Origin of the sequence: Pseudaestuariivita rosea, from assembly GCF_017592335.1 — a bacterium.
GTDB classification, from domain to species: Bacteria; Pseudomonadota; Alphaproteobacteria; order Rhodobacterales; family Rhodobacteraceae; genus Parasulfitobacter; species Parasulfitobacter rosea.
Genome location: NZ_JACNMP010000004.1, coordinates 44,497 through 69,777 on the forward strand (window position 1 = coordinate 44,497; position 25,281 = coordinate 69,777).

At 56.7% G+C, this 25,281-nt stretch carries 26 protein-coding genes and 1 pseudogene; 10 read left to right on the plus strand and 17 right to left on the minus strand.

The window, feature by feature from the left end:
- The 5 genes and pseudogenes from H7848_RS04350 to H7848_RS04370 all read left to right on the plus strand — a co-directional run.
- Positions 1-522 (plus strand): hypothetical protein, encoded by a 522-nt coding sequence (locus H7848_RS04350; protein ID WP_208348357.1) that lies wholly within the window; start codon positions 1-3, stop codon positions 520-522.
- 57 nt (positions 523-579) lie between these two features.
- On the plus strand, positions 580-1,107 hold the full coding sequence (locus H7848_RS04355) for a hypothetical protein (RefSeq protein ID WP_208348358.1): 528 nt from the start codon (positions 580-582) through the stop codon (positions 1,105-1,107).
- Positions 1,108-1,125: 18 nt separating this feature from the next.
- The gene (locus H7848_RS04360; protein ID WP_208348359.1) at positions 1,126-1,425 is read left to right on the plus strand and encodes a hypothetical protein; all 300 of its coding nucleotides are present in this window, start codon (positions 1,126-1,128) and stop codon (positions 1,423-1,425) included.
- A 378-nt stretch (positions 1,426-1,803) separates the two neighbouring features.
- Entirely contained in the window at positions 1,804-2,046 is a 243-nt protein-coding gene (locus H7848_RS04365) for a transposase (protein ID WP_419555491.1), read from the plus strand.
- Between the two features lie 169 nt (positions 2,047-2,215).
- Positions 2,216-2,428, plus strand: a pseudogene (locus H7848_RS04370) (hypothetical protein); the annotation flags it as partial.
- Between the two features lie 404 nt (positions 2,429-2,832).
- Here H7848_RS04370 and H7848_RS04375 read toward each other — a convergent pair.
- From H7848_RS04375 to recA, 3 genes are all read right to left on the minus strand, one after another.
- Positions 2,833-3,120, minus strand: a complete 288-nt coding sequence (locus H7848_RS04375) for a DUF1330 domain-containing protein (RefSeq protein WP_208348360.1) — start codon at positions 3,118-3,120, stop codon at positions 2,833-2,835.
- Positions 3,121-3,124: 4 nt separating this feature from the next.
- Positions 3,125-5,794: an alanine--tRNA ligase gene (gene alaS / locus H7848_RS04380; RefSeq protein WP_208348361.1), complete on the minus strand. Its 2,670-nt coding sequence runs from the start codon at positions 5,792-5,794 to the stop codon at positions 3,125-3,127.
- 174 nt (positions 5,795-5,968) lie between these two features.
- A complete protein-coding gene (gene recA, locus H7848_RS04385) occupies positions 5,969-7,045 on the minus strand; it encodes a recombinase RecA (RefSeq protein ID WP_208348362.1) in 1,077 nt (358 codons plus the stop codon).
- A gap of 193 nt (positions 7,046-7,238) precedes the next feature.
- Between recA and H7848_RS04390 the strand changes: the two genes are divergently transcribed.
- The gene (locus tag H7848_RS04390; protein WP_208348363.1) at positions 7,239-7,832 is read left to right on the plus strand and encodes a gamma-glutamyl kinase; all 594 of its coding nucleotides are present in this window, start codon (positions 7,239-7,241) and stop codon (positions 7,830-7,832) included.
- Between the two features lies 1 nt (position 7,833).
- On the opposite strand, the gene H7848_RS04395 is transcribed toward H7848_RS04390, so the two are convergent.
- A complete protein-coding gene (locus H7848_RS04395) occupies positions 7,834-8,043 on the minus strand; it encodes a SlyX family protein (RefSeq protein WP_208348631.1) in 210 nt (69 codons plus the stop codon).
- Between the two features lie 94 nt (positions 8,044-8,137).
- Between H7848_RS04395 and hisS the strand changes: the two genes are divergently transcribed.
- The 3 genes from hisS to hisG are packed head-to-tail and all read left to right on the plus strand — an operon-like array spanning position 8,138 to position 11,406.
- Positions 8,138-9,661: a histidine--tRNA ligase gene (gene hisS / locus H7848_RS04400; protein ID WP_208348366.1), complete on the plus strand. Its 1,524-nt coding sequence runs from the start codon at positions 8,138-8,140 to the stop codon at positions 9,659-9,661.
- Between the two features lie 3 nt (positions 9,662-9,664).
- Positions 9,665-10,717 carry an ATP phosphoribosyltransferase regulatory subunit gene (locus tag H7848_RS04405; protein ID WP_208348367.1) on the plus strand — a complete coding sequence of 351 codons (1,053 nt, stop codon included), beginning with the start codon at positions 9,665-9,667 and terminating at the stop codon, positions 10,715-10,717.
- Positions 10,714-11,406 carry an ATP phosphoribosyltransferase gene (hisG, locus tag H7848_RS04410; RefSeq protein ID WP_208348369.1) on the plus strand — a complete coding sequence of 231 codons (693 nt, stop codon included), beginning with the start codon at positions 10,714-10,716 and terminating at the stop codon, positions 11,404-11,406. Before H7848_RS04405 ends, hisG begins: the two co-directional genes overlap by 4 nt.
- Positions 11,407-11,487: 81 nt before the next feature.
- On the opposite strand, the gene H7848_RS04415 is transcribed toward hisG, so the two are convergent.
- From H7848_RS04415 to pyrH, 13 genes are all read right to left on the minus strand, one after another.
- Positions 11,488-12,450 carry an acyl-CoA desaturase gene (locus H7848_RS04415; RefSeq protein WP_208348370.1) on the minus strand — a complete coding sequence of 321 codons (963 nt, stop codon included), beginning with the start codon at positions 12,448-12,450 and terminating at the stop codon, positions 11,488-11,490.
- A gap of 51 nt (positions 12,451-12,501) precedes the next feature.
- Positions 12,502-13,665, minus strand: a complete 1,164-nt coding sequence (lpxB, locus tag H7848_RS04420) for a lipid-A-disaccharide synthase (RefSeq protein ID WP_208348372.1) — start codon at positions 13,663-13,665, stop codon at positions 12,502-12,504.
- Positions 13,662-14,489 carry an LpxI family protein gene (locus H7848_RS04425; RefSeq protein WP_208348374.1) on the minus strand — a complete coding sequence of 276 codons (828 nt, stop codon included), beginning with the start codon at positions 14,487-14,489 and terminating at the stop codon, positions 13,662-13,664. Before H7848_RS04425 ends, lpxB begins: the two co-directional genes overlap by 4 nt.
- The gene (gene lpxA / locus H7848_RS04430; RefSeq protein WP_208348376.1) at positions 14,489-15,286 is read right to left on the minus strand and encodes an acyl-ACP--UDP-N-acetylglucosamine O-acyltransferase; all 798 of its coding nucleotides are present in this window, start codon (positions 15,284-15,286) and stop codon (positions 14,489-14,491) included. The genes H7848_RS04425 and lpxA overlap by 1 nt, the downstream gene beginning before the upstream one ends.
- Entirely contained in the window at positions 15,286-15,747 is a 462-nt protein-coding gene (fabZ, locus tag H7848_RS04435) for a 3-hydroxyacyl-ACP dehydratase FabZ (RefSeq protein ID WP_208348379.1), read from the minus strand. Before fabZ ends, lpxA begins: the two co-directional genes overlap by 1 nt.
- 68 nt (positions 15,748-15,815) lie before the next feature.
- The gene (locus H7848_RS04440) at positions 15,816-16,358 is read right to left on the minus strand and encodes an OmpH family outer membrane protein (protein ID WP_208348383.1); all 543 of its coding nucleotides are present in this window, start codon (positions 16,356-16,358) and stop codon (positions 15,816-15,818) included.
- Positions 16,358-18,697, minus strand: a complete 2,340-nt coding sequence (bamA, locus tag H7848_RS04445) for an outer membrane protein assembly factor BamA (RefSeq protein ID WP_237072582.1) — start codon at positions 18,695-18,697, stop codon at positions 16,358-16,360. Before bamA ends, H7848_RS04440 begins: the two co-directional genes overlap by 1 nt.
- Before the next feature lie 95 nt (positions 18,698-18,792).
- On the minus strand, positions 18,793-20,127 hold the full coding sequence (gene rseP / locus H7848_RS04450) for an RIP metalloprotease RseP (RefSeq protein ID WP_208348387.1): 1,335 nt from the start codon (positions 20,125-20,127) through the stop codon (positions 18,793-18,795).
- 12 nt (positions 20,128-20,139) lie between these two features.
- Entirely contained in the window at positions 20,140-21,309 is a 1,170-nt protein-coding gene (gene dxr / locus H7848_RS04455; RefSeq protein WP_208348634.1) for a 1-deoxy-D-xylulose-5-phosphate reductoisomerase, read from the minus strand.
- Positions 21,306-22,100 carry a phosphatidate cytidylyltransferase gene (locus tag H7848_RS04460; protein ID WP_208348389.1) on the minus strand — a complete coding sequence of 265 codons (795 nt, stop codon included), beginning with the start codon at positions 22,098-22,100 and terminating at the stop codon, positions 21,306-21,308. Before H7848_RS04460 ends, dxr begins: the two co-directional genes overlap by 4 nt.
- The gene (gene uppS / locus H7848_RS04465) at positions 22,097-22,819 is read right to left on the minus strand and encodes a polyprenyl diphosphate synthase (RefSeq protein WP_208348391.1); all 723 of its coding nucleotides are present in this window, start codon (positions 22,817-22,819) and stop codon (positions 22,097-22,099) included. The genes H7848_RS04460 and uppS overlap by 4 nt, the downstream gene beginning before the upstream one ends.
- 26 nt (positions 22,820-22,845) lie before the next feature.
- Positions 22,846-23,409, minus strand: a complete 564-nt coding sequence (gene frr, locus H7848_RS04470; RefSeq protein ID WP_208348393.1) for a ribosome recycling factor — start codon at positions 23,407-23,409, stop codon at positions 22,846-22,848.
- Positions 23,410-23,457: 48 nt separating this feature from the next.
- Entirely contained in the window at positions 23,458-24,192 is a 735-nt protein-coding gene (gene pyrH, locus H7848_RS04475; RefSeq protein ID WP_208348394.1) for a UMP kinase, read from the minus strand.
- A 150-nt stretch (positions 24,193-24,342) separates the two neighbouring features.
- Here pyrH and miaA point away from each other — a divergent pair, with 150 nt between their 5' ends.
- Positions 24,343-25,230 (plus strand): tRNA (adenosine(37)-N6)-dimethylallyltransferase MiaA, encoded by an 888-nt coding sequence (gene miaA, locus H7848_RS04480; RefSeq protein ID WP_208348395.1) that lies wholly within the window; start codon positions 24,343-24,345, stop codon positions 25,228-25,230.
- Positions 25,231-25,281 lie beyond the last annotated feature (51 nt).

Below are 25,281 nucleotides of genomic sequence, written 5' to 3' on the forward strand. Positions count from 1 at the left end.
ATGAAAAAGCTCACACTAGCATCATTCGCCCTTGTGACCATCCCGGCATCACTTGCCGCCAGCCCCGACCTGACCTGTCTGGCGCCCGCATGGGGCCGCGAAACACAGGTGCAAGTGGCTTTTCAAGACGACATCACCGACATGGTGGTTGCCGCGCACCCCGACCTGCAGCAGGTTTCGGAACTATCCGCCGCGGTGGCCAAGCAGAACCTGACGATGACACGGGCCCTGCGTGAATGGATCTGGGAAACGGATCCGGCCCGCCTGAACACGCTGGAAGCACATACCGCATTCAATTGGACCGATGAAGATCGCGCCGCATGGGTTGCCGCCGCCCCTGATGCAGCGGCGATGCAGGACCGGCTGGATGATCTGAATGCGCAGCTGGACGCACACCCGGACCTCGACACGTATTTTACCGTTCTCTTTGAAGATGAGCAGCAAGCGCAGCTGCTTGAAATCGCCGATGCTTTCGCCGAACGCATGGCCGAAACAGCCGTAGCGCTCGCAAGCTGTTTCTGAAGCGTGCAAATGCCAGACATGCACGACAGAACTACCCAATAGAAAAAGACCAAACAGATGACATCTATAAGACCAACCATCCTGGCTACGGCCCTCATGACCTGTACCGCTCAAAGCGCGCTTGCACTTGATGATTGCTTGATCGGGCAGTGGAGCGCCGACCTGAACGATATGACGGAAATGATGGCACAGGGTGGCATGCCCATTGATGGCGGTGAGGTCACTGGGTCAGGCCCGGTCATGGACATCAGTGCCGACGGCAGCGTGCTTAGCAATATGGAGGGCATGACGATATCGATGGACATGGACGGAATGAACGTCTCTGTCACCATGGCCGGCAAGAATGAGGCCACGATCGAGACCGAAGGTGACACCTTTACCATCACCGCGACGACATTTGATGTGGTGACAGAGGTGAATATGAATGGTCAGGTGTCAGTGGTCCCCCCGCGCCCTTCAGAACTGGGACCCGAGATATCAACCGGCACCTATACGTGTTCTGAAACAGATCTCATCTTCATGCAGCCACCACAGGTCTATCAGATGCAGGCCATTCCGCGGCGTTGGACACGGGTGGCGGGTTAGACGCCGCGTGGACCCAGCATGTTGAAGATTTCGCCAAATTCAAATCTTAACCCTTTATTTCTGGCTGGCGGTTTTGCCGTTTTAAACATCGCCATATTTTTCGCAGTGACGCAGTTGAGTTATGGCTTGTTTTTCTCATTCGGATATTTCCTCTGGGTCATCTGCGTATCAGGTGTCGCCTTTCCTCTGGCATTGATCGGGTACAGAGTTTTTGTGGGGAAATGGGCATGGTGGTCGGTAGCATTGGCCTGCGTCATCTCGGCCGCGGTCAGTGTGATGCACTTTTGGATGATTGCCGTCTCTGCGACGGTGGTTTGATCATAAGTATTCCACAACCACAAACTGCCGATGCACCCTTCGGGTCACCTTAGAAACCCATCTTTTTGATCACCTAAGGGGAATGACGTCTAGATCATGAAGAGACTATCACAGCCCAATTATACTTCTTTGCTCCTCGGTGCAGGATTCTTAACTTTCCTCTTGATTTTTATGTCGTCACAAGGGTCTGGATCAGCCCTGTGCCAGAACAATCGAGTATTTCCTATAGTTCATTGGCCTCTCTGATCTGTTCTTTAGCATGGCCCTGGTCACCTATGCGATCGACTAAGCTCGCTGGGCATGGTGGTCGCAATGTGGACCTTTCCTGTTTTGATGCCGCTCCTTTGATAGCATTTACTGCAACAAAGGAGACGGATTATGGGACAGAAGCGGACGGGCGAGTTCCGTGCTGATGCGGTTCGGATCGCGCGGACGAGCGGGCTGAGCAGGAAGCAGGTGGCATCTGATTTGGGCGTTGGCCTGTCGACGCTGAACAAGTGGGTGACGGCGCATCGTGACAGTGATTTTGTGTCTGACAAGGACCTCGACTTTGCGCGTAAGAATGAACGGCTGCGGCGAGAGAACCGTATGCTCAAGGAGGAGAGGGCGATTTTAAATTGAAACCGGATCAGAAAAGGCCTCGGTGGGGCGTTTTCCCAGTGGAAGGCCACCCAGGTCTTCGCGGGCCTAAAGCTATGAGGGTGATGCGCGAGAACGGCATCCACGTCGAACGCTCGAAGAAATACAAGGTGAGGGGGGATCAGGCTTTGATCCAGTGGATCAAAGTCCCCGATGCAAGACTGACAGCAACCATTTGTTCAACATCGCGCCGAATTTGCTGAACCGCGACTTCAACGCGGATGCGCCCAACCAGAAATGGGCGGGTAATATCAGCTATGTCTGGACCCGCGAAGGATGGCTCTACCTAGCGCTCGCCATTGTCCTCGGACCAATGGCGGACAAAGGCTCGCTCCTCGATCTGCATTCACGTCGCGTCATTGGTTGAAGTCGCAATCTTCCAGTACATCAACGGCTTCTACACTCCGCGCCGCCGACACTCAGCACTGGGCTGGAAAAGCCCGGTCGCATTCGAACGCAAGGTGGCCTAGGTAAGTTCAACGGATGACGGATGACCGATGACGGATCGCGTTACTCTTTTTAAAAATGTGCAAATTGCACATGTAATTCATTTAAACCCCATGAAAATGTGCAATTTACACATTTATTTCGAACTAAAGTAGAGAAAATGTGTAATTTGCACATTTATTTTCAGGGCCGCAATAGACGGTAAATATAACGAGTTACCCATCGGACAACCAATCAGGTCGACATTTGACAGAAACTTGAATTTTTTTATTATCAGATACTTAGAAGTCCCTGACCGAATTTGGGACAGCACATCGCGCACTATTCCAGTTCTTCTACAATCATCAGATCGCGCTCGGACGCGCCTTTGGCATGACTGAGCGCCTCTTGATACAGCTCGGACCGGTAACAGGCCTCGGCTGCCTCGACTGAGGGGAAGCGCGCCACAACATTTCGCGGCCTATCTGTACCCTCTAACGAAATATGCCGTCCACCACGGGCCAGGAAAACCCCGCCATGCGCGGCAATCGCCTCGGTCGCGATGGCCGCATATTTCCCATAAGCCTCATCATCCGTCACCGTTACATGGGCAATCCAAAGCGCGCTCATCCTGCTATCCCCCCAAAATTGCTTCTGCCGCCTTGATCGCGGCTTCGGCATTTCTTGCATCTTTGGCACCACCTTGCGCCAGATCCGGTCGACCGCCGCCACCCTTGCCGCCCAATTCGGCAACCGCGGCCTTGACCAGATCGACGGCTGATACTTGATCCGTCAGATCCCCGGTAACACCGGCCGCGACAGCCGCCTTGCCATCGGCATCCGCGATCAACAGCACCGCGCCTGATCCCATGCGCGCCTTGTGGTCATCCACCAGCGCAGGCAGGTCCTTACCCGTCACGCCAGACAGGACCTGAGCGGCAAAGGCTATCCCATTGATGTTCCTGTCCGCTGCAGCCTTTTGCCCCCCGCCACCAACGGCCAGTTCGCGGCGCAACTGGGCGACTTCGTTCTGCAGCGTCTTTCGTTCGTCCATCAGCGCCTTGATCCGTACGGCGACCTCATCCCCGCTGGCTTTCAGCAATTGTTCGGCATTGGAAAGTTGCATATCGCGATCCCGCAACATTGCCATTGCGTCAGCCCCCGTCACGGCCTCAATCCGGCGCACGCCGGCCGAGGACGCCGTCTCGGACATCAGGGCAAAGACCCCGATATCACCGGTTTGCCTGACATGGGTTCCGCCGCAAAGTTCGATCGAATAGGTCTGGCCGTCTGCACCTTTACCCGTCGTCGCACGGCCCATCGACACCACGCGCACCTCATCGCCATATTTTTCACCGAAAAGGGCCTGCGCGCCCATGGCACGCGCATCATCGGGTGTCATGATGCGGGTCTGCACGGGGGTATTTTGTCGAATGAAATCGTTAACTTCGGTTTCGACCTGATTGATTTCAGCAGGCGTCATCGCCTTGCCGTGGCTGAAGTCAAACCGCAAACGATCCGAGGCATTCAATGACCCGCGCTGTGCGACGTGATCGCCCAAGGCCTGACGCAATGCCTCGTGCAGCAGGTGCGTGGCCGAGTGATTGGCCCGGATCGCCGTGCGGCGATTATGGTCGACCTCAAGCCCGACTGCGTCGCCGGTCGTGAAACTGCCCGCCTTAACAGTCACATGATGCGCATAAATCGATCTGCCGCCCATCTTTTGGACGTCGGTACATTCGGCAATCATGTCTTCGTCATCCAGGCGGCGGACAAACCCGTGATCGGCCACCTGGCCGCCGGATTCAGCGTAAAATGGGGTTTGGTTCATCACCAGCCAGCCACTTTCGCCGTCTGACAGCGATGTCACCGCCGCACCATCCTTAACGATGGCCAAAATCTGGCCCTCGGCGGCCTCGGTATCGTAGCCCAGAAAGTCTGTGGCGCCGTGTTCATCTGCAATATCGAACCAAACAGTCGCATCCGCCGTTTCACCTGATCCGGCCCAGGCCGCACGCGCCTGCGCCTTTTGTTCGGCCATTGCCTCATCAAAGCCCGCGACATCAACGGTGCGGCCTTTTTCGCGCAAAGCGTCCTGTGTCAGGTCCAGCGGGAAACCATATGTGTCATAAAGCTTAAAGGCCGCACGACCGGACAACGGCACATCATCTGCCAAGCCATCCAGTTCATCGTCCAGCAGACGCAAGCCACGCTCAAGCGTTTGACGGAAACGGGTTTCTTCCTGTTTCAGTGTCTCTTCAATTAGGGATTTCGCCTGCGTCAACTCGGGATAGGCCGCGCCCATTTGCGTGACCAGCGCGGGCACCAGACGGTGCATCAGCGGGTCTTTGGCCCCAATCAGATGGGCATGCCGCATCGCGCGCCGCATGATCCGCCGCAATACATAGCCGCGACCATCCTTCGACGGCATCACACCATCGGCAATCAGAAAGGCCGTTGACCGCAGATGGTCCGCTATGACGCGGTGATGCATCTTGTCAGGGCCATCCGGATCGGTCGAGGTTTCGTTGGCCGAGGCCTCGATCAGGCTGCGGATCAGGTCAGTCGCATAATTATCATTCGTGCCCTGCAACAGCGCGGCCACCCGTTCGATGCCCATGCCGGTATCGATCGACTGGTTGGGCAGCGGTTTGCGCGTGCCGTCTTCGAACTGCTCATACTGCATGAAAACCAGGTTCCAGATTTCGACGAACCGGTCACCGTCTTCCTCAGGGGAGCCGGGGGGACCGCCCCAGATGTGATCCCCGTGATCAAAGAAAATCTCGGAAGACGGCCCGCAAGGCCCGGTCGGCCCCATCATCCAGAAATTGTCATCCGTGGCGATGCGAATAATTCGGTCATCGCTTAGACCGGCAACCTTTTTCCATAGATCCGCAGCCTCATCATCGTCATGGTAAACGGTCACGACAAGACGGTCTTTGGGGATGTCGAGTTCTTTTGTCACGACCTCCCATGCGAAGGGGATCGCGTCGGATTTGAAGTAGTCACCAAAGCTGAAATTCCCCAGCATTTCAAAGAACGTATGGTGCCGGGCTGTGTATCCCACATTGTCCAGATCGTTATGCTTGCCCCCCGCACGGACACATTTCTGGGCGGTGGTGGCACGTTTGTAGTCGCGGGTCTCAACTCCGGTGAACAGGTTCTTGAACTGCACCATGCCGGAATTGGCGAACATCAGCGTCGGGTCATTGCGTGGCACCAGCGGCGAGGACGCCACAACCTGGTGTCCCTGCTTTTCAAAGTAGTTCAAAAAGGTTGATCGTATTTCGTTCAGCGTGGGCATGGTGGTCTTCCGCAAAGACTGTCAGGTCGGGTTGGTTTATCGCCCGACGAAACCACTGTCCACCGTAAGAACCCGTTAGATGTACCCAGAAAAAAGTCCCGGACGCGATCCGGGACCTCATATTCCTGTCAGAGGCCCCGGATCAGGTCCGGGGCGCACGCATCAAAGCAGCGCTTACGCCTCAAGAACGTCGTCGTCCTTGTCCACTTCACCCGGCGGCATGTCGAAATCCAAACCATGGGCCGCCCTGATCTTGTCTTCGATTTCATAGGCGGTCTGCGGATTTTCCTTCAGATAGGTTTTGGCATTTTCACGCCCCTGCCCGATCCGTTCGTCACCATAGCTGAACCAGGCCCCGGATTTTTCGACCACACCGGCTTTGACGCCCAGGTCCAGCAGCTCGCCGGTCTTGGAAATACCTTCGCCGTACATGATATCGAATTCCACCTGCTTAAAAGGTGGGGCCACCTTGTTTTTCACGACCTTGACGCGGGTCTGGTTGCCCACAACTTCGTCGCGGTCCTTGATCGCGCCGATGCGACGGATGTCCAAACGGACCGAAGAATAGAATTTCAGCGCGTTGCCGCCCGTTGTCGTTTCAGGGCTGCCGAACATCACGCCGATCTTCATCCGAATCTGGTTAATGAAGATCACCATACAGTTCGATCGCGCGATCGAGCCGGTCAGTTTACGCATCGCCTGGCTCATCAGACGGGCATGGACACCGACGCTGCTGTCGCCCATATCGCCTTCCAGTTCGGACTTGGGCGTCAGGGCTGCGACCGAATCGACGACAACCATGCTGACGGCACCGGATCGCACCAGCGTGTCTGTAATCTCAAGCGCCTGTTCGCCTGTATCGGGTTGCGAAATCAGCAGTTCATCCAGGTTCACGCCCAGCTTTTTGGCATATTGCGGGTCCAGCGCGTGTTCGGCATCGACAAAGGCACAAACGCCACCTTTTTTCTGCTCTTCGGCCACACAATGCAGCGTCAGCGTGGTCTTGCCCGAACTTTCAGGCCCATAGATTTCAATAATCCGCCCCTTGGGCAGACCGCCAATCCCAAGCGCGATGTCCAAACCCAACGATCCCGTTGAGGTCGATTCGATTTCCTGAACGGCACCATCGCCCAGCTTCATAATCGACCCCTTACCGAACTGCCGTTCGATCTGGGCCAGTGCGCTGTCCAGGGCCTTTTGCTTATCCGCGTTTCGTTTATTGTCCATACTAAGAAGATCTGCCATTGCCATCGCTTTCGTTCCTTATTTCACACCCGGCCGGGTGCGGCAATCACTGCTGATGTTCGCCTCTTGTTCCGTTAACCAATAGATCAAAACGTGAACATTGCAATAGTTTTTCGCGAAAGCAGCTTTTGTTGATTAGGGTTAATGGGTCGTTTACAGTGTTCAAATAACTGAATTTCGCATAAGGTTTGCTGTGTAAATGCTTGTTTTCTGGAAAGAAAAACTTGCCTTTTTGTCCCAATCCAAAACAGCAAGCGAAGCGTTTGAGGCCGCCTTGACCCCCCATGCGGATATTGTCATCACCAGCCCGCCGCAACTGAAACACGCGACGATTCAGCGCTATAATCGCTTTTTGCGGCCGATGTTCACCGTAGCAGGCGCCGAGGATATCGAAACCATGGCGCTGATCCGCGAACCGATTGACTGGCTGAACAGCTGGTACCGGTACCGGCTGCGACCGTCGCTTGCAAGCAGCGCAAACAGCACGGTTGGCATCAGTTTTGATGCCTTTGTCGAGGCTTATATGCAACGCCCCCGCCCGGCCTTTGCCGAGGTCGGATCGCAGGCCAAGTTTCTAACGGGCGGCAAGGGCGATATGACCATCGATCACCTGTTCCGATACGAATCAATGCCCGATGTCATCACCTTTCTGGAAGACCGGTTGCAGATGGAAATCACTCTGCCCCAAATGAATGTCTCACCAGTGCTTAATCTGACACTTGATCCTGAGATCGAAACCCGCGTCCGCGCATTTCTTACCAAGGAATACGAAATCTGGAACAGTCTTGGTTAGCTTACCAGTGGGGCGGTTTCTGATCGGCCAGCGGCATGGATCCGCCTGCCTCATATTGCCGCTCGGCTTCACGTTCCAACAGCACCTGAAGCCGCCGTTTCAGCACGGCAATCTCACGTTCTTGCCGGGCGACGATGTCTGACAGGTCATCGACCACTTGGGTCAGATGGGCTGCGGTTTCTTCCAGCTGTGTCAGGCGATGATCCGTCATGGGGGTCACATAAGCCATCCTGATCGGCTTGGCCACTGTTGCCCCCGCCCGTCCCGCGCGGTAAAGGCAGGCGCGATAAGCAAAGGGACCGATCATGGCCAAGCAAAAAAAACAACCCCGCCCCAAGGCCATCACGCCAAAGGGCTTTCGCGACTATTTCGGCACCGAGGTGACAGAGCGCGCCGAGATGCTGCAAAAGATCGCCGGGGTTTATCATCGCTATGGCTTTGACGCGCTGGAAAGTTCAGCCGTCGAAACGGTCGAGGCGTTGGGGAAATTCCTGCCCGACGTCGACCGCCCGAACGAAGGTGTGTTCGCCTGGCAAGAGGACGACGACTGGCTGGCCCTGCGCTATGACCTGACCGCGCCCTTGGCCCGCGTTTTCGCCCAACACCGCAACGACCTGCCCACCCCCTATCGCCGCTATGCGATGGGCCCGGTCTGGCGCAACGAAAAGCCGGGGCCTGGGCGGTTTCGGCAGTTTTATCAATGTGATGCGGATACCGTCGGCACTGCGTCAATGGCCGCCGATGCGGAGATTTGTGCGATGCTGGCTGACGCCCTGGAGGCGGTGGGGATCCCTCGCGGGGACTACGTTGTAAGGTTGAACAATCGTAAAATAGTCGACGGTGTGCTTAGATCGATTGATTTCGATGAGGTAATCCGATCGCGGGGCCTTCAAGAGATAATGCGGTCGACACAAAATACGTTCGACGTGATGCGTGACGACGTCCTTAGGACAATCGACAAGTATGACAAAGTGGGTGAAACCGGAGTTCGTGAACTGCTTGGTGGAGGTCGTTTGGACGCTTCTGGAGCTTATATTCCTGGACTTCAGCTTTCTGAAGCGACAGAAGATAGGATCGTCGAATTCCTTACGAGTCGTGGAACTAGCAATGACGAAACTCTTGAGAATTTGCGTGCTGTTGTCGGGACAGATCAGGTCGGCAGTAACGGCCTTGATGAACTCGAACAGATCGCAACTCTCCTAGACGCCCAAGGTTACGGCCCCGACCGCATTATCATCGACCCATCCGTCGTCCGTGGTCTTGGCTACTACACCGGCCCCGTCTTTGAGGCTGAATTGACCTTTGATATCACCGATGAAAAAGGCCGTATCCGTCAGTTCGGTTCGGTCGCCGGGGGTGGGCGTTATGACGATCTGGTCAAGCGCTTCACCGGGCAAGAGGTGCCAGCAACCGGCGTGTCGGTTGGAGTCGATCGCCTGCTGGCCGCTCTGCACGCTAAGGGGCGGATGGGACAAACGTCCAAGGGTCCCGTTGTCGTCACCGTCATGGACCGTGCCCGCATGGCGGATTATCAGACCATGGTGGCTGAGCTGCGCAATGCTGGTATCCGGGCTGAAGTGTACCTGGGTAATCCCAAAAACTTCGGTAACCAGTTGAAATATGCGGATAAACGGAACTCTCCCATCGCAGTGATCCAGGGCAGTGACGAACATGAAAAGGGCATCGTTCAGATCAAGGACCTGATCCTGGGCGCCAAAATCGCCGAAAGCGCGACCCATGAAGAATGGAAGGAACGCCCCAGCCAGTTCGAAGTGCCGCGCGATCAGCTGGTCGCCAAGGTGCGCCAAATTCTGGACGGGCAGGACTAAACCATGCCACCCAAGGCCAATGTGAAAGCCTGCGCCGCGCGTCTACAGTCGTTTTTTCTGGACGCCGGCGCTGTTCCGGCTGAGGCAGATATCCTGCAACCGGCCGAGGTTCTGCTTGACCTTTACGGCGAAGATATTCGCGCGCGCGCCTATGTCACGCAAGACCCGATGCGCGGGGAACAGATGCTGCGACCGGATTTCACCGTGCCCATCGTGCAGATGCATATGCAAAACGGGGCTGAACCTGCACGCTATACCTATTCGGGCGAAATCTTTCGCAAACAGGAAAATGACCCCGACCGCGCCACAGAGTATATGCAAGTGGGGTATGAGGTCTTTTCCCGCGACAGCGCCCGCGCCGATGCCGAGGTTTTTGCACTGTTTTCCAAGGCTTTGGCGCCCCTTGCCCCCCGTGTTGCGACGGGTGATATCGGACTGCTGACCGCTGCAGTTACAGGTCTGCGCACAACAGATGATCGCAAGGCCGCGCTGATGCGGCACATCTGGCGTCCCAAACGTTTCCGTGCCTTGTTAGAGCGTTTTTCAAAACCCTCGACACATGTGATCCCCGAACCGTCAGAGGCCCCCCTGATCGGGCTGCGCACCCAGAAAGAAATCGATACCCGTTTGATGGCATTGGAAAAAGACGCAGCCACCGATCCGATTTCGTCAATGGAAGTCGACCTGATAGAAGAGTTGTTATCCCTGCGTGAAACAGTTCCAAACGTGTTGGCCGCGCTGCGGGACATTGCAGTTGACCTGCCGCAGATCGCAACAGCTTTGCACCGCTTCGAGGCACGTGCAGAGCAGATGCAAAAAATGGGAATCGATGTTGAAGCCCTTGATTTCGAAGCAAGTTATGGCCGCACGACGCTGGAATACTATGACGGTTTCGTCTTTGGGTTTTACTCCGATCAGCGCCCTGATCTGCCCCCCATAGCCACAGGCGGGCGTTATGACGCGCTGACACGGGTGCTGGGCAACGGACGCGAAATTCCGGCGGTGGGCGGTGTGATCCGCCCCGGTATCGTGACAGAATTGGAGGGTACTTCATGACGCTGAAACTTGGCGTGCCTTCAAAAGGGCGGCTGATGGAGAAAACGTTCGACTGGTTCGGCGCGCGGGATGTTACCCTACAACGTACTGGTTCTGAACGAGAATATGCCGGTGCCGCCCATGGGGTCAACGGTTTGGAACTGGTTCTTTTGTCCGCCGGTGAGATCCCGCGTGAGATGGCCGCGAGGCGGATTGATCTGGGCGTGACGGGGTCAGATCTGGTACGCGAACAGCTGGCAGTCTGGGATCGTCAGGTCCTGGAACTGACCCATCTTGGCTTCGGTCACGCCGATCTGATCATTGCTGTTCCGCAGGCCTGGACTGACGTCAGAACACTGGACGATCTGGATGCCGCAGCTGCGGCTTTTCGGCGGGCGCATGGGTTCCGGCTGCGAATTGCAACGAAATATCATAGACTTGTGCGGGAATTCCTGCGCGACAAAGGCGTCGCGGATTATCAGCTGGTCGACAGTCAGGGGGCGACAGAGGGCACAGTGAAAAACCTGACAGCCGAGGCCATTGCAGATATCACATCAACGGGCGAAACCCTACGCGCGAACCATCTGAAGATACTGAAAGACGGGCTGATCCACAAATCCCAAGCGACACTTTTCAAGTCACGCGGCGATCAATGGACGGACGAAAAACGAAATATTTTCAAAGCTCTTTCGGAAAAGCTTGATCTTTGAATTCGGTACAAGCCAGCGTAACCAGGTATCGATCCTAACGTCATAAATCTGAGGCCACTCCGAGATTGGGCGTTACAGATTTCAGGATGAGGCTTTGGCATCATCCTGCATCAAGGATCGTTCGACTGCATCACTATCTGCACAAAGTGTTATCACCCTGCCCTGCCCCGGTTCGGTCAGATCGGGCACCTGAATATCCCACGCCAGACCAATGGTCTTCAATCCGCGGATCACCCACCAGCCGGGGTCAATCTGCTGCGCCGTATGGCCCATTCTGGCCGACCGCGGAAAAGCGTGATGGTTGTTATGAAACGCCTCGCCAAAGGTGAACAGACCCCAGGCTGGCAGGTTGCGACCGTCGACGGCCAGATCATCGCGGACAAAGGGGCGCTGGCCCATGGTGTGGGCGAAATGGACGGTGCACCAGTGCCCGGTCAGCGACACCGCGATACGCAGGCAGATGCCCCACAGCACAAAGCCGATCCCGCCTGCCAGAAACAGCAGCCCAGCAAGGGGAAGTTGCTGCCAGTGCCATGTGCGTTCCAGCCACTGATAGAAGCGGTCCTGTGTGACGCGGTCTTCGATGATCAGTTCCGGGGGCTGGGTCAGGATTTGGTCGCAATGCATTTGCCAGATGGCGTCTTTCCAGAAGCCTACATCGTGTTTGGCAAAGGAGTGGCAATCGGGTTGTTGCTGTTGCCAGTCGCGGATTTCATGAATGCGGAACATGCCGATGGGGCCAGCCATGCCGACCAATGTGCCCAGATAGACCAGACTGTATTCCAGCCATCTTGGCGTTTCAAAAGCGCGGTGGACCAGCAGCCTGTGCATGCCCACTGAATGGCCAAGACACAGCGTCAGAAGCATAAGTGCAAATGTCAGCACTGCGGCTTGTATCGACGGAAAGAACAGAATGCCGATCAGACCCCCAACCAGCATGGTGGTATACCAGATGGATTTCACCGGGGCCCAGACGACATGGCCTTCTGTGGCCGAGCTATCAGGTTTAGGCTTGATGCGATCTGTTGCGGTAAGGTCTTGCATAACTTAATACCTTTATAACTAATTAACTTATTAGTTTATTAAGAAACTGTGTCAAGCTGTGTTCAACCCATCCAGCACTGCTTGGGCCGCGCGTAGGCCGGGGGGTGTGCCGCCCTGCCCCAGTCTTTGCATGGTCAGTTGCATGGCCTCTGTCTGCGGGGTCGGGTTGGTCAGGACATCTGACAGGGCGCGGGCGATGGGCGGCGGTTGGCAGTTGCGGCCCAGAAATTCAGGCACGACACGGGTGTCGGACACCAGATTGACCAATGTCACGGTATCGATCTGCAGCATCCGCGCGATCAGGGTGCGGGACAGCCAGTTCATGTCATAGGCAATGACCATGGGCGTTTCAGCGGCGGCCAGTTCCAGTGAGACGGTACCCGAGGCCGCCAGTGCGACGTCGGCCGCGCGGAAAGCGGCGCGTTTTTCGGACTGGGCCTGATCGGGCGGCTGCGCGCGGGGGTCAAGGATGATGGGGGCGCCCGGCCAGTCTGCCAGCTTTTGCTGGACAAGGTCGGCGACGGGTTCTGTCGCGGGCACGACGATACGGGCATTAGGATGGGTGTTCAGAAGCAGGCGCAAAGCCTGACCAAAGCGATCGGCCAGCCGCGAAACCTCGCCCTTTCTTGAGCCGGGCAAGGCCAGGACAAGCGGCGCGTCTTTCGCGATGTTATGGCGGGATCGGAAGGCATCGGCGTCGGCAGGCGTCGCCTGGGGGTCGGCGACCACAGGGTGACCGACGAAATCACAGCGCATTCCGGCGGCCTGCATGTAGGGGGGCTCAAACGGGAAAAGGGCCAGAACCTGGTCGATGACCTTCGCCATCTTGTCGGCCCGTTTTGGTCGCCAGGCCCAAACAGTCGGGGCGACATAGTGGATGGTGCGGAGGGTGCTGACGGCTTTGACCCGTTTGGCGACCCGCATGCAGAAATCAGGGCTGTCGATGGTGATCAGGGCATCGGGTTGCAGGTGCAACACGTGATCGGCCGTCTCGGCAATGCGGCGTTTCAGGTGCCTGTATTTTGGCAGCACCTCGGCGATGCCCATGACGCTCAGTTCGTCCATCGGGAACAGGCTGATCAGGCCCTGCGCCTGCATTAACGGACCGCCGACGCCGTGAAATTCGATGTCATCGCGCAGGGTTTTTAGCCCCTGCATCAGCGCAGCACCCAGCTTATCGCCCGAGGGTTCGCCCGCGATCAGGAAAAGCTTCACGATGACCTCTTACGCGCCCACAGGAACAGGCCCTTTTCATCCGCCAAAAGGATGACTTTGGCACGGTCCAGGACCTGAACGCCACCTGCTTCGATCACCAGACCATCCAGACCGGCGGCGGCGATGCCATGGATCGTGTCTGGGCCGATGGTGGGCATATCGATGCGGCGGTCCTGGCCGGTTTTCGGGGCCTTATACATCAGCCCGCCGGTGGGGCGAGCATCGGATTGGGGCAGCCGCGCGGGGTCAAGCGACGACAGCATCCAGTCGGTGCCGGGCAGCGTTTCAACCGCGATGACCTGACCGCGGGCCACGACACAGGCCTGCCCGATATCCGCGGCAGACAGCGCGCCGATTACCTGTTCGCCCCGGTCGGCATCGCGCAGGTGCTGGTCCCCCGGTTTGACGGCGGTCAGAACGCCTTCGGGCAGCATCAGGTCGGGCATGATCTGATGGGCGGCACAGATGGTCAGGCCGGCCTCTTCAAAAATCTCGATCACGGTGCGCAGCGCGGCATCGTCCCCCTGTTGCAGCGCCTGCATCATGCGCGGGACAAGGGGCATAGTGGCGGCATCAATCGCGGTCGGATCGATCTTGGGCCGGTGAACGGCGCCGGCAAAGACGACCTGGGTGACACCGCGATCTTTCAGCTGCTGCAGGAAACTGCCCAGGTGTTCGATGCGGAATTCCAGAACATCCTGATCGATGAAGACATTCGCGGGGAAATCCGCCATCTGACAAAGCTGAAAATCTGTGCCCTGCAGACGCAGCGCCTTGATCAGGACCATGGGCAGATGCCCCTGCCCTGCGATCAGCGCCAGCATCAGCGCGGGGTCAGGAAGGACCGATCGCTGTCGCCAAGGATAAAGTCGACAACTTCCTTGACATATGCGCTTTCGGTTTCTTCGCTCAGCCGGCGCGCGCGGTCGGCAAAATTGCCTTCGCCCTGCGCCAGCATCTGGAAGGCTGCGCGCAAGGCGGTGATATCGCTGCGCGCGACACCTTTACGTTTCAGGCCCACCAGATTGAGACCATCCAGTTCGCCCCGTGGGGCCTGCACCAGACCGTGCGGAATGACGTCGTTTGTGACCATCGTGACCGCGCCGATAATTGCACCCTTGCCGATGCGAACCCATTGGTGAATGCCCGACAGGCCACCTATGATGACATCATCACCGATCACACAATGCCCCGCCAGGGCCGAGTTATTAACCATGATCACACGATCACCGACCTGGGCATCATGGGCCACATGGGCCCCCGCCATGAACAGACAGTCATCGCCCACGCGGGTCACACCACCGCCGCCATCGGTTCCTGTGTTCATGGTGACATGTTCGCGGATACGGTTGCGTTTACCGATGGCCAGTTTGGTCTGTTCACCCTTGAATTTCAGATCCTGCGGGATTTCACCGACGACTGCAAAAGGGAAAACAATCGTCTCATCCCCGATGGTCGTCTGACCTTGTACAACGACATGGGATTTCAATTCGACGCTTTTCCCCAGTTGAACGTCCGCGCCCACGTGACAGAAAGGGCCGACGATGCAGCCTTGGTCAATGGTGGCGCCATCTTCAATGACGGCGCTGCTGTGGATTTCGGCACTGGGGTGGATGCGCATCAGTTACCCTCAGACAAATCGATCATCGCGGTAAATTCAGCCTCGGCCGCCAGTTCGCCGTCAACGGTGGCGCGGCCGTCGAATTTCCAGATCTTTGATCCGCCGCGCTTGGTTTCGATCACCAGTTCCAGAACGTCGCCCGGGATGACCTTGCGGCGGAATTTGCACTTGTCGATGCCCATGAAGTAGACGAGGAAATTCTGATCCAGCATGTCCTGATCCACGCCAACCATGATCGCGGCGGTTTGTGCCATGGCTTCGACAATCGTGACACCGGGCATAATGGGCGCGCCGGGGAAATGGCCCTGAAAATGGGGTTCGTTGAAGGTCACGTTCTTAATGCCGCGTGCGGATTTCGCACCATCAATGTCAACGACCTTGTCAACCAACAGGAATGGATAACGGTGCGGAAGAATACGTTGAATAACATCAATGTCGGCAGACTTAAGCTGGTCAGTCATCGGGCCCTCGCCAGTATTATCGTTAAGATGTCGCTAACACCTGCGGTGCGTCAGTACAAGATCAGGGGTTACAGGTCGGGGCCATCGCCGATCGCGGCATCAATACGGTCTATGGCAATTTCGGTGATGTCGACCTCGGTTGCATAGGTAATTGTTGCGCTTCGGTTCAGCAGTACAGCCCCGCCAAGTTCGGTGACAACATCGGTCAGAATCGGGTTGATCTGTTCATTAAACCGGACACGGAATAGTTCGTTCTGGCGCAACAAGGCGGCCTGTTTTGCGTCCTGCTCGCGGCGCACACGCCTGACATTCTGATCGAATTGCGTGGCCAGTTCGCGGAATTCTTCGGGTAACATGGCATCGCGCTGTTGTGTCAAAAGCAATTCCTGCGTTTCGAATTCCCGTTCCTTGGTGCGGTTTTCCGATAAAAGAGCAGCCCTTTCCGACGCGATGATCTGTTGCAGGCGTTGGCCATAGCGGGTGCCGTTATACAGTTGATCCAGATCGACGACTAGAATACTGCCTAATGGAAGCTGGGGCGGGGCATCCTGCGCAGTGGCCAGGGCAGCCGCCCCAAGCCAAACGCATAAAACCGCCGCAATCCACCGCATCAGAAGCTGGTTGAAATCGAGACATCGAAATACTGTGGATTATCGAAGTCTTCGATGGACAGGGGTTGGGCGAAATTGAACCGTAACGGGCCAAGCGGCGTAGTCCATAGGAACGACAGACCGACAGAAGATCTCCAGATCAGATCGTCATCAATCGTGCCGCCCAGATCGTTATCCAGACCCCAGACCGATCCGACATCAAAGAAAGCCCCGCCGGAAATCCCGTACTCTTCGGGCAGCGGCAGGGGGAAATCGACCTCAAACCGAGCCGCGGTAAAGAAATTACCGTAAACGGCGTCTTCATTTTCCACACTCAGATCACGGGGACCATAGCCATTGGGTTCAAACCCGCGGATCTGGCCGTTGCCGCTGAAGCGGTCGGTGATCCGGCTGTCGCCATCCAGCATGTTGATCGCACCACCTTCGAAGATGGCCCGTAACGTAACCTCTTCGTTCAGTACGGCCGTTTCGGCCCCCAGGAAGGCCGTGGTACGGATGTATTCACGATCGCCGCCCAGACCGGCGAAATCCTGGCTGAAGCGCAGCAAAATGCCGGCGTTAGGGTTCAGACCGGTGCGTCGATTGTCGAATGAATAGGTATAGCCAAGTGAACTGGTTGTCAGCGCGCCCTGTTCTTCGTCCAGTTTTACCAGTTCGGATGAGTCATCCTCGACATCCGAAATTTCGTCGCGCTGCACGGTGTACCGCACACCCAGACGCCCGTTTTCGCTGACGGGGAAGGACAGCGACGGGCTGATGCGGGTTTGCGTTGTGGCATAGTCGGAAAAGCGGCCGTCGGTTGTAGCATAACGTGCACTGATCCCGAACCGCAGATCACGCCCCAAAAAGGCCGGTTCTGCAAAACTGAAGTTATAGCTTTCGCTTTCGCTGGCAGTGTTGAAGCCGAACGACAGCAGCTGACCACGGCCCAGGAAGTTGCGTTCGCTAAAGCTGATGGCGATGCCGACACCGTCGTTCTGGTTGAAGTTGGCACCGAAGTTCAATGACCCGGTGGGTTGTTCTTCGACATCGACGTCGATGATCACGGTATCGGGCCGGGTGCCTTCGCGGGCGTTCACATCGGCATTGCGGAAAAAGCCAAGCGCGCGGATACGTTCGGCACTTTGACGGATTTCACGAGGGTTAAAGGGATCACCTTCGACGATCCGAAACTGGCGGCGGATGACACGGTCAAGCGTCGTCGCGTTGCCCTCGATATCAATCCGTTCGACAAAGACACGGGGGCCACGGATGATTTCAAAATCGATGTCCAGTGTCTGATTGCGGTCATTGCGCGTGACCCGCGGTTCGACGCGAACGAAATTGAGGCCCCGGTCGATGGCCAGACGCTCCATCCGGGCGATGACGGTTTCGACCAGCGTGGGGGAATAGACAACACCGGGCCGAATGTTGATAGCACGTTCGAAATCCTCGGCATCGACCTGATCAATCAGGCTGACGGCGCGCACCTGGCCAAAGCGGAACTGCTGCCCTTCGCGGATGTTGAAGGTGATCAGGAAAGCGTCGCGTTCGCGCGTCAGTTCCGATGACACACCAAGGATCTGAAAGTCGACATACCCGCGTGACAGATAGAAATCGCGCAGAACCTGACGGTCGAATTCTATCCGATCTTCGACAAAGGTATCCCGACCGATCAGCTGACGGAACAGACCTGCCTGTTTGGTGCCAAGAATCCGACGCAGGCGCCGGTCGGAATAGGCACGGTTGCCGGTGAAGCTGATGCGTTCAATCTCAATCACGCTGGATTCGGTCACGTCAAAGACAAGATCGACACGGTTATCGGACCGACGGATAATCGATGGCGTCACAGTCGCCGCAAACCGGCCTGCCTGCGCATAGGCATTGGTGATCAGTTCGGCGTCCTGTTCAGCCACGGTGGGGCTGTAGACGCGACGGGGTTGCGATTGCAAAAGGCCCAACAGATCTTCGTCCCGGATGCGACGGTTGCCTTCGATACTGATGAGGTTGATTGTGGGAAATTCCTGCACACGAATGATCAGGGTCGAGCCGCGGGGGATGACCTCAACCTGTTCAAAAAGGCCCGAACGTTGCAGGTTTTGCACGGCGTCATTCAGCTGACCGGCTGTGACACGCTCGCCACGCGCGATGCCGGCAAAGGTCAGGATGGTCGCAGGTTCAACACGCTGGTTGCCTTCAATCTGGACCGTGCTGAAAGTATAGGATTGGGCAAAAGCGGCGCCCGAAACGATCAACAATGTGGCAAAAACAGCCAGAACTACACGAAATTTTGTAAACAATGAATTACACCCTGAAAACGCGGCCATGATTCTTCCTTGCCACTGCTGCCCCTGTTGCATTGCAGTTAACGATTTGGGCGGCCGATGTCAAAACCTAGAGTTATTTTATTGCCGAAACACTCTATGATGTGTCGGCGGTCAATGGTTTCGACCAATCAAGGGCAGAACAAATCATGGAATAGTGCAAAGAGCATGAACGACAACATGATCGTCAAGCCAGCCATCATCATGATATTCAAAACCTTGTCGTTCGGCGGCTTGCCACGCACAGCCTCATAGGCGTGAAACAGCAGGTGACCGCCGTCCAGAACCGGTATCGGCAGCAGGTTCAAAAAGCCGATTGCAACCGAAAGAATACCGATAAAGCTGATAAAGGTGGTCGTGCCCTGGCTGGCCAGTTGCGACGATGCCTGGGCAATGCCGACCGGGCTGTTCAGATTGCATGTGCTGATCACGCCGGTCGCCATGTTCCAAAGGCCGCGAACAGTGCCGACAATAATATCCCAAACGCGCTGCGTCCCGGTCGTCAAGGCGGTCCACGGACCAACTGCCTCGGTCTGGGGGGTGAAAAACAGGCTGGACTGGACACCAATAAGGTATTCTTGTCTGAATGTGCCGTCGGCCTGTTCACGATCTGTCGGCTGCGGGCGCAACGTAAATTTCAACATCTGCCCTTCGCGCCAGACGTCCAACAACACAGGATTACCCTGTTCGGCGACGATCAATTCGCGCATCTGCATGAATGTAAAAACGTCTTCGCCGTTCACAGCCATTATGACATCACCAACACGCATATCGATGTCAGCAGCCGGATGACGCGGGATCAGAAAGCCCACAACCGGAGGCACGGGATGCGGCCCGCGGACCGTCATCGGTTGACCGTCACGCAGGATGTCGTATTCAATCACACGCTGTTCGGGCACCAGATCAATAACGGCACTGCTGTCGTCTTCAAAAGTGTTCCCGTCAATCGCAACGATCTGATCGCCAGGCTGCAGTTCGTTCACAAAAACATCCGGTAGCGAAAGCAATTCGTCGATCACCAGATCATCGGTTGCACGACCGTTATACAAAACAAGCCCCGCAAAGATCAGAATGGCCGAGATAAAGTTAAACATCGGCCCTGCAACCACAGTCGCGGCGCGCGCCCATAGCGGTGCGCCGTGCATCGTGCGGCGGCGTTCTTCGGCGGTCATTGTGCGGACGGCCGCGCCGTCTTTGCCGCTGGCGGCATCGGCATCGCCCAGAAATTTGACATATCCACCCAGGGGCAGCGCTGCGACCTGCCATTTTGTGCCGCGTTTGTCGTGGCGGGAAAACAGAACCGGGCCAAACCCGATCGAGAAGACCTCGGCATGGATACCGCACCAGCGCCCCACGATATAGTGGCCGTATTCGTGGATCGCGACGATGATGGACAGTGCAATCACAAAGAAGACGATCACATGCGTCAAACTGCCGAAGCTTGCGATCAAACTGGTTAAATCCATCTAAACTGCTCCTTATCGCGCACGGATGATCTCATCTGCCCGCACCCGAGCCAAATGGTCCGTTTGCAGCACATTATCAAGGCTTATTTCGTTATTTATAAGGCTCTGCTCGGCAAACAATTTGTCCAACGTGGCGTCAACGACCTGAGCCATCTGCAGAAATCCGATTTCGCCTGCGATGAACCCGTCAAGCGCGCGTTCCTTGGCCGCGTTGAAGGCCGCGCCTGACAGACCGCCGGTTTCCATCACATTGCGCGCCAGACGCAGGGCGGGATACCGCGCATCTTCGGGCGCGCGGAAGGTCAGTGCGCCGATCCGGGCCAGATCAAGCCGTTCGACAGGCAGGTGCTTGCGATCCGGCCAGTGCAGGGCAAAACCGATGGCGTGGCGCATATCGGGCGGGCCGATATGGGCCATCAGGGCGCCATCGCGGAACCCAACCAGCGCGTGGATCAGGCTTTCGGGGTGGATAACCGTTTCGATCTGATCGGGCGTGACGCCGAAAAATTCTTTGGTCTCAATCAGTTCAAGCGACTTGTTGAACATGGACGCACTGTCGATCGTGATGCGCTGCCCCATGTCCCAATTCGGATGGTTAGACGCCTGCGCCAAGGTCGCCTTTGACAGCTTTTCCAGCGGCCAGTCGCGGAAGGCCCCGCCCGAAGCTGTGATGATGATGCGTTCGACGGCGGCAATGTCTTCGCCGACAAGGGCCTGAAAAACCGCCGAATGTTCGCTGTCGACCGGTAAGACTGTGGCGCTGTTCCGACGTGCGGTTTCCATCAGCAGCGGTCCGGCTGTCACCAGCGATTCCTTGTTGGCCAGCGCAAGCGTACTACCCTGTTCCAATGCGCACAGCCCGGGTTTCAGACCCGCTGCCCCAACGATGGCAGACATGATCCAATCGGCGGGCCGCGTGGCTGCGTCCTCTAACGCCTGTTCACCACTGGCCGCTTCGATCCCGGTGCCCGCAAGGGCCTGTTTCAGATCGGCCAGGCAATCATCGTAAGCGGTGACTGCGATTTCGGCGCGTAAGGCTTTGGCATCGCTGGCCAATTGCGCAATGTTGCGTCCGCCCGTCAGAGCTACGACATCATAGTCATCCGGCGCGCGGCGGATCAGATCAATGGTATTTTGCCCGATTGATCCCGTGGCCCCGAATATGGTGATCTTGCGCTTCAGAACCGCACCTCTGGAATATCGACGACCAGTGCCACGAGCAGCATGACCAACGACGCCCCCAAAAGCCCGTCAAATCGGTCAAACAATCCGCCGTGGCCGGGGATCAGGGTTGAGCTGTCTTTCACATTCATCCGCCGCTTTAGTGCGCTTTCGGCAATATCGCCCATTTGGCTGGCAAAGGACAGGGCCACCGAAATCCACGGCAGGTCAGGCCCGGCATTGGTGAAACCCAGAAAGATGAACCCGATCGCGGCAGACGATACCCAGCCCGCAATGGTGCCCGACCAGGTTTTCTTGGGGCTGACTGCGGGCCAGAACTTTGGCCCCCCGATCAGACGCCCCGCGAAATACCCGAAGACATCTGTGGCAATCACGACCAACACCAGCCAGAACAGCCACAAAACGCCGTAGTTTTCGCGGAAGGTCACCAGTCCCCAGCCTGCGATTACAATGGCCAGAGCAAAGCAGAAATACGTCAGGCGTTCACGCGGCATGATGGCCGCGCCGATCAGGGCAGGCACAAACAAAAGTGACAGGATCAGACCGGTCTGTTCGGTCGCCAGAAGGCCCGACAGCACACTTGCGGTCAGCGCGGCCAGAAGCATACCGTGGGTCGGTGCATCCAGCCGGATCATCAGCGTCAGTTCCCAAATCATGACGGCCGTGACGAAAACCGCCAGCATCTGAAACCAGATACCCCCAAACCAGATGCCAGCCACACCAATCAGCGCCATGACTGCGCCATAGACCATCCGGTCTTTCAGATCGCCCCACTTGGGATTATTGGTCATGTGTTAACTGCGCCAAACCTACGGTCGCGTTGAGAATAGTTGTCAATCAGGCCGGCAAATTCATGAGCACTGAAATCGGGCCAGAGTGTATCGATAAATTCATATTCCGCATAGGCCGACTGCCACAGCAGAAAGTTTGATATCCGTGCCTCGCCACTGGTGCGGATGACCAGATCGGGATCGGGCAGAACATAGGTGTCCAGAAAGCGCGCCAGCGTTTCATCATTGACATCTTTGGGGTCAAGCCGACCTGCCGCCACTTCGTAAGCCAGGCGTTTGGTTGCGCGCGCGACCTCATCCCGGCCGCCGTAATTCAGCGCGATGGTCAGGTGAACCTTGTCGTTGTCAGCGGTCAGCAGTTCAAGTTCATCCATCAGCGTGACAAGTTTATCATCCAGTTTGATCCGGTCGCCTATGAACCGGACCCGCACGCCCTCTTCAAACAGGGCGTGGGCCTCACGCTGGATATAACGGCGGAAAAGGCTCATCAGGCCCGCGACTTCGGTCTGGGTTCGTTTCCAGTTTTCGGTCGAGAAGGCAAAGATCGTCAGGTACTTCACACCCAGATCGGGACAGGCTTCGACAATTTCACGCACGCGTTTCGCCCCGGCGTGGTGCCCGAACAGCCGCGGGCGACCCCGTTGCGTGGCCCAACGGCCGTTGCCATCCATGATGATGGCCACATGATGCGGACCCGTCTGCGAAAGATCTTTGGCCATACCAGGGCCCTTTCCGGCAAAAACGCCTATACTTGCATGATTTCGGACTGTTTGGTTTCAAGGGCCTGATCGACGGCTGCAATCATCTTGTCGGTCAGATCCTGCACTTCACCTTCCCAAAGCTTCTGGTCATCTTCCGATAATCCATCGGCCTTGGCTTTCTTGATCTGATCCATACCATCACGGCGCACGTTGCGAATGGCCACGCGGGCGCTTTCAGCATATTGCGCGGCGACCTTGGTCAGTTCGCGGCGGCGTTCTTCGTTCAACTCGGGGATCGGCAACATTATGATTGTACCGTTCAGCTGCGGGTTGATGCCAAGGCCACTTTCGCGGATTGCCTTTTCAACCTTGCCGACCAGACCCTTGTCCCACACATTCACGGTCACCATCCGGGGTTCAGGGACGTTTACAGTGCCCACCTGATTGATCGGCGTCGGGCTGCCATAGGCATCGACCATCACGGGTTCCAGCATACTGGCCGACGCACGCCCCGTCCGAAGCGAGGCAAATTCCGTCCGCAGGGCGGCCATTGCCCCATCCATCCGACGCTGAAGGTCATCTGTATCCAGTTCAAAATCGTCCGACATCGCGCACCTCTTTTTCTTGTCTTACTTTGGGTTTTGCTTCCTATAGCGTCAGCCATGGACCCTTGTATAGGTGCCTTCGCCAGCCAGAATGCCCCGGAAACCGCCGGGTTCATGCAGTGAAAATACAATTATAGGAATATGGTTGTCGCGCGCCAAAGCAATGGCCGAGGCATCCATGACGCCCAGATGTTGCTGAAGCACCTCATCATAGGTGATCGCCTCATACCGTTTTGCGTCGTCGTGTTTCTTGGGGTCTTTGTCATAAACGCCATCGACCTGCTTGCCCATAAAGATCGCCTCGCAACTCATCTCGGTCGCGCGCAGGGTGGCGGCGGTGTCAGTGGTGAAATAGGGGTTGCCGGTGCCGGCGGCAAAGATGCAGACGCGTTTCTTTTCCAGGTGACGAACGGCGCGGCGTCGGATGTAGGGTTCGCAGACCTGATCCATCGGGATCGCGCTGATGACACGGGTGTGGATGCCCAACCCTTCGAGTGAACTTTGCATGGCAAGGGCATTCATCACCGTGGCCAGCATGCCCATGTAATCCGCTGTCGTGCGCTCCATCCCCTGCGCGCTCCCCTGAAGGCCGCGGAAGATATTGCCGCCGCCGATGACCATACAGATTTCAACGCCCAGATCGTGAACCGATTTGACCTCTTCCGCGATCCGCAGGACGGTTGGGGGATGCAGGCCAAAGCCCTGATCCCCCATCAAGGCCTCGCCCGATATTTTCAGAAGAACGCGATTGAATTTCGTTGCCGTCTGTCCATCTGATGCGTCCATGCCTGCTGCCCCCGAAGCCACCTTTGCGTTGCGCTGCAAAATGTCGTAAATGCGCCCAAGGTTCAATGATCAAAGACGTGGTGCGCAAAAAGATGTTTATGGCTGCACAAAAACTGCACGCATGCCGCGTCCGGGCATTCATATAAGCTGTTGTCGATTATCGATAAAATCTCGCCCGAGTTGCCTGTTCTGATTGCAGGGCCAACGGCTGCTGGAAAATCGGCCCTGGCGCTTGAGATCGCTGCCCGCCAAGGCGGGCGGATCATCAATGCCGACGCCTTGCAGGTCTTTTCGAATTGGCACATTCTGACAGCCCGCCCCACGTCTGATGACATGGCCCAGGCTGATCATGCGCTTTACGGCCATATCGACCCTGGCGCGGACTATTCCGTGGGGCATTGGTTGCGTCAGGTACAGCCCCTTTTGAGCAGTGACCAACGGCCGATCATTGTGGGGGGGACGGGACTTTATTTCAAAGCCCTGACCGAAGGGCTGGTTGATATTCCCGCCACACCGGCCAAGATCCGGGCGCAGGCCGACCGCAAGATGGCCACCGAAGGACGCGAGGCCATGCTGGCCGAACTTGATACTGAGTCGGCAAAACGCATCGATAAGCTAAATCCAATGCGCGTCCAGCGTGCGTGGGAAGTTTTCAAAACAACAGGAAGGGGAATTGTCACATGGCAAGACATAACACCTGCGCCATTTTTACCACTATCACAAACGCAACCTATCGTCACAAACGCGAACAAAGACTGGCTGAACCAGAGAATTGTTCACCGATTTGACCATATGTTGCAAAATGGTGCCATCGAGGAAGCGCGGCAAAACATGCCCCACTGGGACCCCTCAGCGCTTTGGGCACGGGCCATCGGCGCACCCGAACTGATTGCTTATTTACAAGGAAAAATGTCACTGGATCAGGCCCGTGAAGCGGCCATAATTTCGTCCCGACAGTATGCGAAAAGACAGCGAACCTGGTTCCGCGCACGGATGCAGAAATGGCAATCTTACGCTTGCCCGCTTTCCCCACCGTAATGCGGACTTGAAATGCGTCCGCCGTCTTTTCAAAAAGATGGGGTGCGAGCG

Coding starts and splice junctions, on each gene's coding strand:
- H7848_RS04350 (WP_208348357.1), top strand. CDS start 1: ATGAAAAAGCTCACACTAGCATCATTCGCCCTTGTGACCATCCCGGCA.
- H7848_RS04355 (WP_208348358.1), top strand. CDS start 580: ATGACATCTATAAGACCAACCATCCTGGCTACGGCCCTCATGACCTGT.
- H7848_RS04360 (WP_208348359.1), top strand. CDS start 1,126: ATGTTGAAGATTTCGCCAAATTCAAATCTTAACCCTTTATTTCTGGCT.
- H7848_RS04365 (WP_419555491.1), top strand. CDS start 1,804: ATGGGACAGAAGCGGACGGGCGAGTTCCGTGCTGATGCGGTTCGGATC.
- H7848_RS04375 (WP_208348360.1), bottom strand. CDS start 3,120: ATGAGCGCGCTTTGGATTGCCCATGTAACGGTGACGGATGATGAGGCT.
- alaS (WP_208348361.1), bottom strand. CDS start 5,794: ATGCCCACGCTGAACGAAATACGATCAACCTTTTTGAACTACTTTGAA.
- recA (WP_208348362.1), bottom strand. CDS start 7,045: ATGGCAATGGCAGATCTTCTTAGTATGGACAATAAACGAAACGCGGAT.
- H7848_RS04390 (WP_208348363.1), top strand. CDS start 7,239: ATGCTTGTTTTCTGGAAAGAAAAACTTGCCTTTTTGTCCCAATCCAAA.
- H7848_RS04395 (WP_208348631.1), bottom strand. CDS start 8,043: ATGACGGATCATCGCCTGACACAGCTGGAAGAAACCGCAGCCCATCTG.
- hisS (WP_208348366.1), top strand. CDS start 8,138: ATGGCCAAGCAAAAAAAACAACCCCGCCCCAAGGCCATCACGCCAAAG.
- H7848_RS04405 (WP_208348367.1), top strand. CDS start 9,665: ATGCCACCCAAGGCCAATGTGAAAGCCTGCGCCGCGCGTCTACAGTCG.
- hisG (WP_208348369.1), top strand. CDS start 10,714: ATGACGCTGAAACTTGGCGTGCCTTCAAAAGGGCGGCTGATGGAGAAA.
- H7848_RS04415 (WP_208348370.1), bottom strand. CDS start 12,450: ATGCAAGACCTTACCGCAACAGATCGCATCAAGCCTAAACCTGATAGC.
- H7848_RS04425 (WP_208348374.1), bottom strand. CDS start 14,489: ATGCTGGCGCTGATCGCAGGGCAGGGGCATCTGCCCATGGTCCTGATC.
- lpxA (WP_208348376.1), bottom strand. CDS start 15,286: ATGCGCATCCACCCCAGTGCCGAAATCCACAGCAGCGCCGTCATTGAA.
- fabZ (WP_208348379.1), bottom strand. CDS start 15,747: ATGACTGACCAGCTTAAGTCTGCCGACATTGATGTTATTCAACGTATT.
- H7848_RS04440 (WP_208348383.1), bottom strand. CDS start 16,358: ATGCGGTGGATTGCGGCGGTTTTATGCGTTTGGCTTGGGGCGGCTGCC.
- bamA (WP_237072582.1), bottom strand. CDS start 18,697: ATGCAACAGGGGCAGCAGTGGCAAGGAAGAATCATGGCCGCGTTTTCA.
- rseP (WP_208348387.1), bottom strand. CDS start 20,127: ATGGATTTAACCAGTTTGATCGCAAGCTTCGGCAGTTTGACGCATGTG.
- H7848_RS04460 (WP_208348389.1), bottom strand. CDS start 22,100: ATGACCAATAATCCCAAGTGGGGCGATCTGAAAGACCGGATGGTCTAT.
- uppS (WP_208348391.1), bottom strand. CDS start 22,819: ATGGCCAAAGATCTTTCGCAGACGGGTCCGCATCATGTGGCCATCATC.
- frr (WP_208348393.1), bottom strand. CDS start 23,409: ATGTCGGACGATTTTGAACTGGATACAGATGACCTTCAGCGTCGGATG.
- pyrH (WP_208348394.1), bottom strand. CDS start 24,192: ATGGACGCATCAGATGGACAGACGGCAACGAAATTCAATCGCGTTCTT.